The following is a 13,630-nucleotide window of genomic DNA, read 5'->3' as shown; positions in this document are numbered from 1 at the left end:
AGGCGTGTCTGCTTCTGGCCCCGGTAACGGTTCATGGCTATCCGCACCGCCTTTGGCAAGCGGTGAATGCTCAATCAGCTTCAGTTGCAAGCCAGAAATACATGGTCTACTTCAGACCATCCCTAGCGGTCTGGCGCGTCGATCAAATAGCCCATCCCACGCGCGGTTTGTATGAGCTTAGGTTCGAACTCATCATCGATTTTTGCTCTCAGCCGTCGTACCGCCACCTCAATCACATTGGTATCGCTGTCGAAATTCATGTCCCATACTTGGGAGGCGATAAGTGACTTTGAGAGCACTTCCCCGCGACGCCGAAGTAATAGCTCAAGAAGAGCGAATTCCTTTGCAGTTAGGTCTATTCGTTTCCCCGATCGCGTAACCCGACGCCTGAGCAGATCGACCTCAAGGTCGAGGAGTTTGAGTATTGTTTGGTTGGGAGCATTATTGCCGCGGCGAAGCAACGTACGGATCCTTGCTAGCAATTCGGAGAAGGCAAACGGCTTGATGAGATAATCATCAGCGCCCAACTCCAATCCCTTTACTCGATCCTGAACCCCGTCTCGGGCGGTGAGAAAGAGCACGGGAACCTCATTACCGGCAGCGCGGACTTTCTGTAAAACCTGCCACCCATCCAGGCCAGGCATCATCACGTCTAAGATGAGCATGCCGTATGTGGTATGAAGCGCGTGCTGAGCAGCATCGGTCCCGTTTTCAACTCTATCGACTGTGAAGCCTGCCTCTGAGAGCCCCTGCTGTAGGTAGGTGCCTGTTTTCGGCTCGTTTTCAGCAACAAGAAGCTTCATGAAAGTATTCCCTCCGGCATTTGGAACAGTGTGCCGATTGTCAGGGCGTGCAGCCAGTACCTTACAGAAACGTAATGCTCGCATCATCTGTCTGACAGCTTGTAGCGTTAACGTCTACATCAGCAGTTGCTCCCACACTCTGCTTTTTGGCCTTTCCACGCTCCTTTGGCCTATCGGCGCCTAAATGGCGCCTTTTTTTGTTTCACGATGACTCCAGCCCGGTAGTTCGCTGGACTGCGCCGTAGCTAGATACAGCAGGTTTATCAATAACTTACGCGCGTCCATCATATGCCGGTGCTTTCTGAAACTTGACCCGGTTTTCCCTCGCGCCGCTCCTATCTGGCTCCTGGAATCCGGGTTGTTCCGAGGAGTCATCATGGCAAAGATCAAGCTCACTAAGACCGCCGTGGAGTCGGCCCAACCCCAGGCCAAGGATGTTGAACTGCGGGATACCGTGGTGCCCGGCTTCCTGTGCAAGATTACCCCGACCGGCCGCCGGGTGTTCATGCTCCAGTACCGCACGAACTCCGGCCAGCCCCGCAAGCCCTCGCTGGGGCTGTACGGGGAGCTGACCGTCGAACAGGCACGAGTCAAGGCACAGGACTGGCTGGCCGAGGTTCGCCGGGGCGGCGACCCCGGCGGCGCCAAGGCCGAGGCGCGCAAGGCGCCCACGATGGCCGAGTTGTGCAAGAAGTTCATGGAGGACTACTCCAAGAAGCGCAACAAGCCCAGCACGCAGGACGGCTATCAGGGCGTCATAGACCGCAACATCATCCCGCTGCTGGGCCGCAAGAAGGTGCATGACGTGAAGCGGCCCGACATTGCCGGGCTGATGGAGAAACTGGCCTACAAGCCGACCGAGGCGAACAAGACCTTCGGCGTGCTGCGCAAGATGTTCAACCTGGCCGAAGTGTGGGGCTACCGCCCGGACGGCACGAACCCGTGCCGCCACGTCCCCATGTACCCGCCGGGCAAGGAAACCCGGCTCATCGTGGACGAGGAAATGGTGCGGATCTTCCGCCAGTTGGAGAAGCTGGAGGCGGAGGGGCTGGAGAACTACGTCATCCCGCTGGCGATCCGGCTGCAATTCGAGTTCGCCGCCCGGCGCTCCGAAATCTGCCCGCTCGAATGGAGCTGGCTGGACTTCGAGAACCGGCGCGTGGTGTGGCCCGACAGCAAGGTCGGCGGCATTTCCAAGCCCATGAGCGAGGAAGCCTATCGGCTGCTTTCGACGGCGCCGCGCCGGGAGGGCTGCCCCTACGTCCTGCCATCGCCGAACGACCCGGCCAAGCACCTGACCTTTGGCGAGCACTATGGCGGCTGGTGCCGGGTGCTCAAGGCCGCCGGCGTCCCGCACGTCGGCACGCACGGCATCCGCCATCGCTCGACGACCGACATTGCCAATTCGGGCGTGCCGACCAAAGTGGGCATGAAGCTGACGGGCCACAAGACCGTAGCGATGTTCATGCACTACGTCCACACCGAGGACAAGCCGGTGCGCGATGCGGCCGAACTGGTGGCCAGCCGGCGCCAGGCCATCACGGGCGCGCGCCAGCTTGCGGAGGCGGCGGCATGAACACGCGCCGGTCATCCGCAGCATCGTCCGCAGCGCCTTCGGCGCTGCTGGGCGACATTCGGGCACTGATCGAGGCGGCGCGCAAGCGCGCCGCCTCGACGGTGAATAGCGAGCTGACGATGCTCTATTGGCGCATCGGCCAGCGCATCCGCACGCAGGTCTTGGACGGGCGCCGGGGCGCTTATGGCAAGGAAGTCCTGCCCACCCTGGCGGCGCAGTTGGTGAAGGAGTACGGCGGCAGCTTTGCCGAGCAGAACCTGCGCCGCATGGTGCAGTTCGCGGCCACCTTCCCCGACGAGCAGATTCTCGTATCACTGATACGAGAATTGAGCTGGACGCACTTCATCGCCCTGATCCCGCTGAAAGACCCGCTCCAGCGGGACTACTACGCACAGATGGCGAGCGCCGAACGCTGGAGCGTGCGGACGCTGCGCGAGCGCATCGACTCGATGTTGTACGAGCGCACGGCGCTGTCTCAAAAGCCGGGCGAGACGATCGCACAGGAGTTGGCGAAGATGCGCGATGCGCAGCGCATGTCGCCCGCCCTGATCATGCGCGACCCCTACATCCTCGACTTCCTGGGGCTGCGGGACACTTGGCAAGAAGGCGACTTGGAGGCGGCGATCATCCGCGAAATGGAGTCGTTCTTGTTGGAGCTGGGCGCGGGTTTCAGCTTCGTGGCCCGGCAGAAGCGCATCCAGATCGACGGCGAGGATTTCCACCTCGACCTGCTGTTTTACAACCGCAAGCTGCGGCGGCTGGTGGCAGTGGAGTTGAAGGTCGGCGAGTTCAAGGCAGCTTTCAAGGGACAGATGGAGCTTTATCTTCGCTGGCTGGACAAGCACGAACGGGAGCCGGAGGAAGCCTCGCCTCTGGGGATCATCCTTTGCACCGGCAAGAAGCGCGAGCAGATCGAATTGCTGGAGTTGGACAAGTCGGGCATCCACGTCGCCGAGTACCTGACCGCCTTGCCGCCGAGGGGCGTGCTAGTGGAGCGGCTGCAACAAGCAACGCAACGGGCGCAGTTGCAGATCGAGCAGCGCAAGACCGACAACGAGTAGTCCTGTCTCAAGCAGTCGGGCGTCCCGGCGTGCCGCCGTCGCGCTGTCGTGCTGCGCATCGAGCCTCGCTGCGCGAGTCTCGCCCCTGTCGGGCTTCCATCACTGACGCCTCCGGCCCGGCTCGCTGATCCGCGCCTGCGCGCTTCGCTTGCCAAAAACCCGCGTGCGTGGGGTGGTGTGAGGGGGCGGTCTTGCTGTGTCCCTTCACCGTATCACGGCGTTCTCGCCGTGCAAGGGCTGCGCGCGCCTTGCGCGCTTGCGTCCTGGCGGCCGTCTGCGACCCCTGACTGCTGCGCTGCGCCGTGAGGGCGACGGTTCCGGGCAATTCCGCCCTTGCAACCGGAGAACCGTCATGAACGACAAATCACACGTTTCCCTCGAACAGCACGTTTGCCTGGTCTGCGGCACGGCGTTCGACACCGGCGCGATCCTGCTGGACAAGCGCCTGCGCGCGAGCATGGAGCGCCACACGGCGACCGGCTGGGGCCTGTGCCCCGAGCATCAGAAGCTGGCCGACGATGGCTTTGTCGCGCTGATCGAATGCGATCCGCAGCGCAGCGGCTCGCAGGCTGGCGGGCGCATGAAGCCCGAGCAGGCATACCGGACGGGCCGGCTGGCCCATCTGCGGCGCACGGTGTTCGCGCAGGTGTTCAACGTGCCGATCGCGGACGAGCAGGCTTGCGTGTTCGTTGAGCCTGGCGTGATCGAGCAGTTGCAGTCGATGACAGCGCCGGCGGCGGGCTGATTGCGTCGTGCGGCCTTCGGTGCGTCGCTCCTTCGCGGGCGGCGCACTTTTTCATATCCCCCCAGGGGGGATACAATTGCCACATGAACGCGACACACAAGCACTCAACCCATCCCGATCTCGTGAAGCGGCTGAAACGCGCCGATGGTCATCTTCGGCACGTCATAGGGATGATCGAAAGTGGCGAATCCTGTCTCGACATCGCCCGCCAGCTCGCGGCGGTGGAAAGCGCGGTGACGGCCGCAAAGCGCGTCCTGATCCACGACCACATCGACCATTGCCTGGCCCATGACGAAGACTCCGTTTTGACCGAAATGAAGGCACTGACCAAACTGCTCTGAGGCCCGCCGATGCTCTCCGTCCTGAAGAACCGTACCTATCGTCACCTGTTCGCCGCTCAGGTGATTGCGCTTGTCGGCACCGGCCTGATGACGGTGGCCCTTGGCCTGCTTGCCTACGATCTGGCCGGGGCGAATGCCGGCGCGGTACTCGGGACGGCACTCGCAATCAAGATGCTGGCCTATGTCGGAGTCGCCCCGGTCGCGCAGGCGTTCGCCGACCGGCTGCCGCGACGGTCGTTGCTCGTTGCCCTTGACCTAGTACGAGCATCCGTTGCGCTCTGCTTGCCCTTTGTCAGCGAAATCTGGCAAATCTATCTGCTGATCTTCGTCTTGCAGGCGGCGTCCGCAGGCTTCACGCCGACCTTTCAAGCCACTATCCCGGACATCCTTCCCGACGAAGACGAGTACACGAAAGCACTGTCGCTTTCCCGGCTGGCCTACGATTTGGAAAGCCTGATCTCCCCGATGCTGGCCGCCGCGCTACTGACGGTCATCAGCTTCCACAACCTGTTTGCCGGAACGGTTCTCGGCTTCCTCGTGTCAGCCGCGCTTGTGGTCAGCGTGAGGCTTCCCACAACCGTTCCCGGCCCGCGTCGTGGCATATGGGATCGCACTACGCGGGGCACGCGCATTTACCTCGCCACGCCGCGCCTTCGGGGTCTGCTGGCGATCAGCCTCGCTGTGGCAGCAGCGGGGTCAATGGTGATCGTGAACACGGTGGTCATCGTGAAGGCACGCTTCGGGCTGGGCGAATCCGAGGTAGCGTGGGCGCTGGCGGCCTTCGGAGGCGGGTCGATGGTTGCGGCCTTCGCGCTGCCTCGCCTGCTCGACAAGATTGCTGATCGACCTGTCATGATTGCGGGAGCGGCGATGCTGGTTGTGGGAACGGCAGCCGGGGCAATGATTCCGACCTATGCCATTCTGGTGGTGATCTGGTTGGTGGTCGGCTTCGGCTACAGCGTGGCGCAAACACCTTCCGGCCGGCTGTTGCGCCGCTCCGCTCATCCCGAGGATCGCCCCGCGGTCTTTGCCGCGCAATTCGCCCTGTCCCATGCGTGTTGGCTCATTTGCTATCCCTTGGCCGGTCGCTTCGGCGCTGCCTTTGGGCTGCAATCGACCTTCATCATCATGTCGCTGATTGGTCTTGTCGGAGTGGGACTGGCGCTGTGGCTCTGGCCCGCTAGTGATTCTTCCGACATCGCCCACGATCACCCTGATCTACCGCCAGATCATCCTCACTTGCGCGAACATGCAGACCGAGGCGGGCATCGTCATCCCATGATCGTTGACGATCTGCACCGGGACTGGGCGCGCATTTAAGAACTGCCCGCCTTTCACATCGCTGATGCCTCCGGCCCGGATTGCTATTCGGGCCTGCGCGCTTCGCTTGCCAAAAACCCCGTGCGTGGAGGTGCGAGGGAGGCCGTCTTGCTGTCCCCTTCATCGTGCCACGGCGTTCTCGCCGTCAAGGGCTGCGCGCCGATGGCGCTTGCGTCCTGGCGGCCGTCGTTGACCCCTGACTGCTTGCGCTGCGCCGTGCCCCGGAAGGGTCGGGCAATTCCGCCCGGCAACCTTTCAGGAGTTCACCATGAACAACGCACTCATCACTGACGAGCAGCGCATCGTGCTGCTGGCCAACGGCCGCGAATCCTTGGAAAACGCGGACTTCGATCCGGCGCCCGTGGTCAAGCTGTTCACGCCGGACGCCGGCGCGACCTGGCTGCTGACCGAGATTGATCCCGACGACCACGACCACGCCTTTGGTCTATGCGACCTGGGCCTGGGGGCACCGGAAATCGGCTGGGTCAGCCTGGGCGAGCTGGCGACGGTGCGCGGCGGGCTGGGCCTGCCGATCGAGCGCGACCTGTCTTTCCGGGCCGAGAAGCGATTGAGCGCCTACGCGCGCGATGCGCGGCTGGCCGGACGAATCGTTGTCTGACCCGGCCCTGGGAGCGCCGCAAGGCGCTCCTCAATGCCATGAGCAGCCACCACGACTACATCATCGAAATCACGGCGCAGCACGATGCGCTCAAGCCGTTCGCACCGGAGAACGGACAACCCTTGCGCTTCAAGATCGGCGACGCGGTGATCTACACCAACGAATACGGCGCACAGTTCCGGCACCGCGTCACCGGGTTCTACCGGCCCACCGGGCTGTCGGGTCTGTACGCGCGCGGTGCGCGCTACCTGCTGGACTCGTCATCGCCGTGGATGCCGGCTGCGGAATCCAGCCTGCGCCCTGACGACTCGGCGTGATGCCTTCGCGCGCCTTCCGGGGCGCTGCGCGCTTCGCTTGCCTCCAGGGGAAAGCCCTGCGGGCTATCCCCGCCGCGCAATGCTTGGCGCCCCTCAAAGACCGCCGAACCGGCTGCGCCGGATCGGCCAGACCACGGCAGTCGCTGTCGAACCTGTTTCCCGATGACTGGCGCATGAGCTTGTGCATCGAGCCTTGAAGTCCGGACGTCCCCGGCCAAGAAACATGGCCGGTCGCGCTGTCGTGCGCGTAGCGCATCGAGCCGCCTGCGGCGTCTCGCCCCATTCGGGCTTCCATCGTTCCCTCGCTCCGCTCGGCTGACGCCTCCGGCCCGGATTCCTAGATCCGGGCCTGCGCGCTTCGCTTGCCGTGCGATCGGCGTGTTGAGGGGCCGTTGCCATGTCCAGCCGTCTCCCCTGACTTCATCACCTTGTCCGCGACTGTAGCCCGCGCCCGTGCGCCGTCAAGGCGCGCAGGGCCGTGTCCTCGCTTCGCTGCGGGCCGCACCAACCCTGCGCTTGCCTCCTTGACGGCCCCCGTCCGCGCGCTCCTGACCGTCGCGGGCGATGAACTCAGGAAAGACGGTGGCAACAGGGCCAACCGGGTTCCTCGTGCCGACCGCACCAAACAGCCGAAAGGCTGGGCTCCGAATCTAGGAATCCGGTGTGCGGTGAACAGCAAACCCTTTTTTCTTTGTCAGGAGAAATGCCATGCAACTCGCATCCCGCTTCGCTTCCCGTTCCCCGGTGCTGCGTTCGGAACGTCCCTTGTCCGATGACCAAATCCGGGCAGTGGCCCCGTCCATCTTCGCGGAGGCACCACACGAAAGCCGCTCCGAGCGGTACAGCTACATCCCCACCGCGACCGTGCTGCAAGAACTGCGCGGGGAAGGCTTCGAGCCTTTCATGGTGACGCAAACCCGCGTGCGCCACGACGACCGCCGCGACTACACCAAGCACATGATCCGGCTGCGCCACGCCAGCCAGATCAACGGCCGCGAGGCCAACGAAATCATCCTGCTGAACTCCCATGACGGCACCAGTAGCTATCAGATGCTGGCCGGGATGTTCCGCTTCGTTTGCAGCAATGGCCTTGTCTGCGGCGACACCGTGGCCGACGTGCGCGTGCCGCACAAGGGCGACGTAGCCGGGCACGTCATCGAAGGCGCTTACGAAGTCCTGCACGGCTTCGACCGGGCGCAGGAATCCCGCGATGCCATGCGCGCCATCACGCTCGACGCCGGGGAATCGGAAGTGTTCGCCCGCGCTGCGCTGGCGTTGAAGTACGACGAGGACAAGCCCGCGCCCATCACGGAATCGCAAATCCTGATGCCGCGCCGCCACGACGATGACCGCCGCGACCTGTGGAGCGTGTTCAACCGCACGCAGGAGAACTTGACCAAAGGCGGCTTGTCCGCCCGCGCCGCGAATGGCCGCCGCCAGACCACCCGGCCCGTGCAGGGCATCGACCAAAGCGTGCGCCTGAATCGCGCCCTGTGGCTGCTGGCCGATGGCCTGCGCCAGTTGAAAGCCTGAATCCCCACGCGGCAGGGGCAGGCAGCAGCCCTTGCCGCTTCTCTCGCTGCTGCATCCCTAACCGCAAGGAGTTATCACCATGAACGCCGTACTCAAAACCGAAATCGCCGCCATCGAAACCGCCGCACCGCTGGAAATGGCCGACCCGTCCAAGAACCTGATTCTGGTTCCGCTGTCGCAGTTGCTGCCGCGCCGCTCCAAGCGCAACGCCCGCAAGATGCCGCGCCTGTCCATCCCCGAACTGGCCGCGAGCATTGCCCGCATCGGCCTGCTGCAAAACCTGATCGTCATCCTTTCCGCCGATGGCGAGGCTTACGAAGTGGTGGCCGGTGATCGCCGCCTGACCGCCTTGAAGCTGCTGGCGAAGAAGAAGCGCATCCCCGCCGACTACGAAGTGCCGTGCCTGCTGGTGCCCGATGCTTCGGCCCGCACCGTCAGCCTCGCGGAAAACCTGATGCGCGAGCAGATGCACCCCGCCGACCAGTTCGAGGCGTTCGCCGCGCTGGTCAAGGAAGGCCGGCCCATCGAGGACATTGCCGCCGACTTCGGCGTGTCCCCGCTGGTGGTGCAGCGCCGCTTGAAGCTGGCCCACATCGCGCCGCGCCTGATGGCCGACTATCGCGCCGGAACCGTCACGCTGGAACAGTTGATGGCCTTGACCATCACCGACGACCACGCCGCGCAGGAAGCCGCGTTCTATGGTGCGCCGGAATGGCAGCGCAGCCCGTCCAAGCTGCGCGAGCGCCTGACCGAGCGCGAAATCGACGCCACGCACGCGCTGGTGCGCTTCGTCGGGCTGGACACCTACCGGCAGGCAGGCGGCGGCATCCGCCGTGACCTGTTCGCGGAAGGCGATGCCGGAACCTACCTCACCGATACCGCAGTGCTGGAAACGCTGGTGCGCGACAAGCTGGCAACGCTGGCCGAGGACGTGCGCGCCGAGGGGTGGGCATGGGTGGAGGCCGTGCCGCATCTGGCCTACGAGGAACGGCAGGCGTTCCAGAACGCCCCGCGCCATCGTCGCGAGCCGACCACCCGTGAGGCCCGCCGCATCGCCTCGCTGGAAACCCGCCTCGAAAAGATCGACGGCGAACTGGAAGAAGCCTGCGACGCCGAGGACGAAGCCAAAGCCGAGAAGCTGGAACAGCGGCGCGATCAGGTGGTCGGGGAACTGCAAGACGCGGAGGACGCCTTACAGGGCTACACCCCCGAAGTGCGCGAGGTGGCCGGTGCCATCGTCACCATCGACCGCAACGGCGAAGCCGCCATTCATCGCGGCCTGCTGCGCGAAGCCGAGGCCAAGGCGCTGCGCACGCTGGAAAAGCTGCGGCGCGGTTTCGACAGCACCGAAGGCGAATCCGCCAACGACGAGCACGAGGACGCCGACGCGCCCAAGGCCGCAAGCCTGGCCGATGGCTCGGGCTGGATGCCCGCCATCTTCAAGGCCGCTGGCCCGCAGGATGCCGCGCAGGAAGAAGGCTCGGAGCAGGACGCCACGGAGGATGCCGAGGCAATGGCGGATGAACCCGCCGAGGCGCTGGCCGCTTGACCCGCGCCGAAGGCAAGCGCCCCGGCCTCGACCGGGGCGCTTCGCTGGAAGGAGAAGCCCCCATGACCCGCACCACCATTAGCCGCCCGCGCATGGCGGCGATCTACGCCGCTGGCACGGTACGCGCCCGCCGTTGGAACGGCGATGGCGACGTGCGCGGCTACCGCCCGCCCTCGGGCTGGACGGCCTGCGCCGACCTCACCGACATTCACCCCATCACGGGCCGCGCCTTGCCGCCTGCCGTGTGGTGGCTCATCGAGACGAAGGAATAACCGCGATCAGCACCGCAAAAATCCGGGCGCGGCAGTGGCCGCGCCCGGTGTTCAAGGCCACCAGCCGAATCGGCACGCCGCCGCCCTCGCGGCAGCTCAGACGGCGGCGTTGACGTGACCGGGCTTCCCGCCCGGTAATGGCAGGCCCGTATGGGTCTGCAAGCCGTAGCGCCCGCCGTGCGCGGGAATCACCAGCGGTTTTCGGCTTGCCGCGTGCATACCTCGCAGCGTAGGGCCGCGCCCATTTCATCAGAGGCATGTCCGCGTTTCCTGCTTAGAAATCTGGAACGGCCTGGGCGTGTCGGCGCATAGCGCCGCCGGGCTTTCGGGCTACGCCCCGTGCCGTCTTTGCCGTCACGGCCATTCGGCTTCAATCCCTCACGCCTTCGCGCCTGCGGCGCTGCGCGCTTCGCTTGCCTCCAGGGGAAAGCCCTGCGAGCTATCCCCGCCGCGCGATGCTTGGCGCCCCTCGATGCTGCCGAACCGGCTGCGCCGGATCGGCCCGCCCAACGTCCCGCCGCGATGGACGGGACGCTGGCGAACACGCTGGCGCTTGCTGCGGCAGGTTGTGCAGGTGCGTGCCGTCCTCAACGCTGGCGGTTCCTGCCCATCACGTCACGAAGGACGGTTCACGGACAACCCGCCCGGTATCGCTATGGAGCTTCCACGCCACGCCTCAAGACCGGCGCCGCAAGGTATGGCGGGGGCGTTCTCGCCTGTCGTTGCGGGGTTGACCTGGCCCGCGTCAGCGGGCGAGCCGGAGAAGCCTTCGGGCGGGGATGCCGAGTCGGCCCCATCTCCTTTCGGAGCGGTTCGGCCCAAGGCGTCCTTGTCTCGTTGTGAATCCTGGCGGGGGCGCGGCTGCGCCTCGGGCTTCATGGCTGCAACCGTCCGGCGAAAACAATTTCCCCGCCGCTGCGCGGCTTCCTCGCGCAGCAAATTCTTTTCGCCTCCCGGCTCTCCACTGCGTTTCGACCGCAAGCGGTGCAGCCAGCCCGTCCCCCGCCGGCCGGATCACAACAAGGACGCGATGGGCGCGAACCTTGTTCAACCGAAAGGAGAAATCATCATGGCCAACATCGGCACCTTCACCGCAGACAAAGACGGCTTCACCGGCACGCTGCGCACCCTGACGCTCAACGTCAAGGTCAAGCTGGTTCCCAACGACAAGGGCAGCAGCGAGAACGCCCCCGACTTCCGCCTCCAGGCCGCCGGCCACGACATCGGCGCGGCGTGGAACAAGACCAGCGAGGCCGGGCGGGAATACAAGTCCGTGACCCTCGACGATCCTTCGTTCCCGGCTCCGGTCTATGCCCGCCTGATCGAAGGCGAGGACGGTACGCACGACCTGATCTGGTCGCGCAGCAAGCCCCAGGCGGCGTGACCGCCGCAGCGCCCCGCCCATCGCGGCGGGGCGCTGTGCTGCTGTTCGCAGCACATCACCACGTCACGCGCGCGGCTTCGCCGCGCCGCGCTCCTTCAGCACCGCCTCCAGCTCCCGGCGCACCTGCGCCAGCAGCTCGTCGGCCTTGTGCGGGCTGTCGCCCGCGTAGGCCAGCGTCAGCAGCGTGAGCGGGTGGATCTCCATCACCTCGCACAGCTCGGCCAGCTTATGCAGGGTCGGGCTTTTCAGGTCGCGTTCGAGGGTGCTCATATAGGTGCGGCTGGACACGTCAGAGAAGGCTTCCTGGCTCAAGCCACGCGCCTTCCTGACTGTCTTCAACGCCTTCGCCAATGAGTTCCCAGCCGCCACCTATGGTTTCCCTCGAAAAACCAAGATGACAGCCCATTGCGCCCTATAGGGCTACAATCTATAGTGTTCATTTGGTGTTCTACGTTTTCGTGCCTTTACGGAAATCCGCATTTGCTGGTTCCAGCAAAGCCACGCAAGCGCATCCGTGCTTGCACACGAAGGCGTAAATCCGGTTTGGCGGTTCTGCGCTTGGGCGTGAAACCGCATCCGTGCATCATTGGATTTGTGGGATTGCCAACCATGCCCCAGCCACTCGCCACCGTCCCGGAGCGCGCGCAACTGCTCGCCAACGGCGAGGCTCGTGCCGCTGGCCAGGCCATCGACCCGGTGCCCGTGGTGCGGCTGTTCACGCCGGACGCGCATGTGACCTGGCTGCTGGCCGCACTCGATCCCGCCGATGGCGACACCGCCTGGGGCCTCATCGACCTGGGAATCGGAATGCCGGCGCAAGGAACCGTCAAGCTGTCCGAGCTGGCTGGCATCGTCGGGCCGCATCAGCAGCCCGTGATGCGCGACCGCTACTTCCGGCCCACGCGCACGCTGTCGGAATACACCCGGCTGGCCGAGCGCGACGGGGCTATCCCGGACTGAACACAGCCTACTGTGACTTTTTCAGTCTGGTGTCATACCGGGCAGGTCTCAATCGAGATTCTTGCGGCGTAGCCGCGCCAGTCTGATCCAAACGGACATGATGCCTGACGCGGACTGCGGCAGGCTGGCCTGTACGGCGTCCCACGGGAGGGACGCTGCCGCCGCAGCATTGAGACGAATACCGCAACGCATCGGAGCCAGTCGGACTTGACAGCCCAACTATTCCCTTAACCCATTTCGTTCTGATGACACCGATGTAGCACGTAGTTCTTCTGTCGCGGCCAGTCCTGTTCGCAGGGAGGTTGCGTCATGGTCGATCGCAGCGCCGAGCACTGGTATCCGACTGCCGCGTATCTGTACGTGCTGCACTTGGACGACCTTGGGACGGCCTGGGAATATCTGCGCAGAAACCCCGATTACCGGCTCGACTGGCTGCGCCATCATCGCCGGCCGAAAGCCGCGCAGCAGGCGGCGCATCGCTGGGGCTTGCGCCTGCTGGAAGATCCGGCGTTGGATGCGCGCGACGCTCATCCAGCCTGGTTGCCCGGCCATGTGGCCGTGGTGCAGCTCTATCCCGACGCCGATCCGCCGCAGTATGCTCCCGCGTTCACGTTTTGGCGCATTGCCGGGCACAAGCAACTGCTCCATGACGGCAAAGGGCTGGCGCTGATGGCGCACAGCCCAGGTCATTGCCTGCGCTTCGCGCTGGCGCCCGGCCTGGAAGACGGGATGGCTGTCGCCTATGCCCGCCGCGGCGGCGCCGCCGCACCTGCGCGCAACCGTGCGCTCGGCGCGGCCCTGGCTTCTGCGAAGCCCAGGCCGGCACCCGCCGCGCTGCTTGAGCTACACACCTTGCAGGCGCTCGACGCAACCCTAGCGGGTGCGTCCTTGCGCGAGGTGGCCGAAGGCTTGTTCGGCGGCGATGCCGCAGCCGATTGGTACAGCGACGGCGGCCTGCGCTCCAAGGTACGCCGCTTGGTACGGCGCGGCGATGCGCTGATGCGCGGCGGCTATCGCCGCCTAGCACAGCTTCCGCCGCTTGAGAAGGGTCGTTTTGAGGACGACGCAAAACGGCCCTGAGCAGGACAGCTTGGTTTTCTGAGACTGCCTCCATCCGGTTGCGCTGTGTGGCCGGAGCTTTGAAAGCTAT

At 64.8% G+C, this 13,630-nt stretch carries 14 protein-coding genes and 1 pseudogene; 13 read left to right on the top strand and 2 right to left on the bottom strand.

Features of this window, described 5'->3' with window-relative positions; genetic code table 11:
* Positions 1–122: 122 nt before the first annotated feature.
* Positions 123–803, bottom strand: coding sequence for a heavy metal response regulator transcription factor (locus BMZ43_RS23145; RefSeq protein WP_093257023.1), 681 nt, complete (start codon positions 801–803; stop codon positions 123–125).
* A 376-nt stretch (positions 804–1,179) separates the two neighbouring features.
* Between BMZ43_RS23145 and BMZ43_RS23140 the strand changes: the two genes are divergently transcribed.
* The 11 genes and pseudogenes from BMZ43_RS23140 (at position 1,180) to BMZ43_RS23080 (ending at position 11,520) form a co-directional block, all read left to right on the top strand.
* Positions 1,180–2,379 carry a tyrosine-type recombinase/integrase gene (locus BMZ43_RS23140; RefSeq protein ID WP_023114164.1) on the top strand — a complete coding sequence of 400 codons (1,200 nt, stop codon included), beginning with the start codon at positions 1,180–1,182 and terminating at the stop codon, positions 2,377–2,379.
* Positions 2,376–3,440: a PDDEXK nuclease domain-containing protein gene (locus BMZ43_RS23135; RefSeq protein WP_031637050.1), complete on the top strand. Its 1,065-nt coding sequence runs from the start codon at positions 2,376–2,378 to the stop codon at positions 3,438–3,440. Before BMZ43_RS23140 ends, BMZ43_RS23135 begins: the two co-directional genes overlap by 4 nt.
* A 352-nt stretch (positions 3,441–3,792) precedes the next feature.
* On the top strand, positions 3,793–4,185 hold the full coding sequence (locus BMZ43_RS23130) for a hypothetical protein (RefSeq protein WP_031637048.1): 393 nt from the start codon (positions 3,793–3,795) through the stop codon (positions 4,183–4,185).
* A gap of 83 nt (positions 4,186–4,268) precedes the next feature.
* Entirely contained in the window at positions 4,269–4,526 is a 258-nt protein-coding gene (locus BMZ43_RS23125) for a metal-sensing transcriptional repressor (RefSeq protein WP_003111693.1), read from the top strand.
* Positions 4,527–4,535: 9 nt separating this feature from the next.
* A complete protein-coding gene (locus BMZ43_RS23120) occupies positions 4,536–5,846 on the top strand; it encodes an MFS transporter (protein ID WP_031637045.1) in 1,311 nt (436 codons plus the stop codon).
* A 268-nt stretch (positions 5,847–6,114) separates the two neighbouring features.
* A complete protein-coding gene (locus tag BMZ43_RS23115; RefSeq protein ID WP_031637043.1) occupies positions 6,115–6,465 on the top strand; it encodes a DUF2958 domain-containing protein in 351 nt (116 codons plus the stop codon).
* Positions 6,466–6,503: 38 nt separating this feature from the next.
* Positions 6,504–6,782 carry a hypothetical protein gene (locus BMZ43_RS23110; protein ID WP_031637040.1) on the top strand — a complete coding sequence of 93 codons (279 nt, stop codon included), beginning with the start codon at positions 6,504–6,506 and terminating at the stop codon, positions 6,780–6,782.
* A gap of 708 nt (positions 6,783–7,490) precedes the next feature.
* Positions 7,491–8,315, top strand: coding sequence for a DUF932 domain-containing protein (locus tag BMZ43_RS23100; RefSeq protein WP_019396530.1), 825 nt, complete (start codon positions 7,491–7,493; stop codon positions 8,313–8,315).
* Positions 8,316–8,394: 79 nt separating this feature from the next.
* A pseudogene (locus BMZ43_RS23095) lies at positions 8,395–9,729 on the top strand (ParB/RepB/Spo0J family partition protein); the annotation flags it as partial.
* A gap of 197 nt (positions 9,730–9,926) precedes the next feature.
* The gene (locus tag BMZ43_RS23090) at positions 9,927–10,136 is read left to right on the top strand and encodes a hypothetical protein (RefSeq protein WP_031636935.1); all 210 of its coding nucleotides are present in this window, start codon (positions 9,927–9,929) and stop codon (positions 10,134–10,136) included.
* Between the two features lie 1,069 nt (positions 10,137–11,205).
* Positions 11,206–11,520: a DUF736 domain-containing protein gene (locus tag BMZ43_RS23080; RefSeq protein WP_023103964.1), complete on the top strand. Its 315-nt coding sequence runs from the start codon at positions 11,206–11,208 to the stop codon at positions 11,518–11,520.
* Positions 11,521–11,583: 63 nt separating this feature from the next.
* Here BMZ43_RS23080 and BMZ43_RS23075 read toward each other — a convergent pair whose 3' ends face one another.
* Entirely contained in the window at positions 11,584–11,889 is a 306-nt protein-coding gene (locus BMZ43_RS23075; protein ID WP_023103963.1) for a helix-turn-helix domain-containing protein, read from the bottom strand.
* A 240-nt stretch (positions 11,890–12,129) separates the two neighbouring features.
* Here BMZ43_RS23075 and BMZ43_RS23070 point away from each other — a divergent pair, with 240 nt between their 5' ends.
* Both BMZ43_RS23070 and BMZ43_RS23065 read left to right on the top strand, forming a co-directional pair.
* Positions 12,130–12,480 carry a DUF2958 domain-containing protein gene (locus tag BMZ43_RS23070; protein ID WP_023103962.1) on the top strand — a complete coding sequence of 117 codons (351 nt, stop codon included), beginning with the start codon at positions 12,130–12,132 and terminating at the stop codon, positions 12,478–12,480.
* Positions 12,481–12,789: 309 nt separating this feature from the next.
* A complete protein-coding gene (locus tag BMZ43_RS23065) occupies positions 12,790–13,560 on the top strand; it encodes a DUF2285 domain-containing protein (protein ID WP_033878703.1) in 771 nt (256 codons plus the stop codon).
* The last annotated feature ends 70 nt before the right edge of the window (positions 13,561–13,630 follow it).

Source organism: Pseudomonas sp. Snoq117.2, from assembly GCF_900110545.1.
Classification (GTDB): domain Bacteria; phylum Pseudomonadota; class Gammaproteobacteria; order Pseudomonadales; family Pseudomonadaceae; genus Chryseomonas; species Chryseomonas benzopyrenica.
This window is presented reverse-complemented; position numbering and strand designations above follow the sequence as displayed.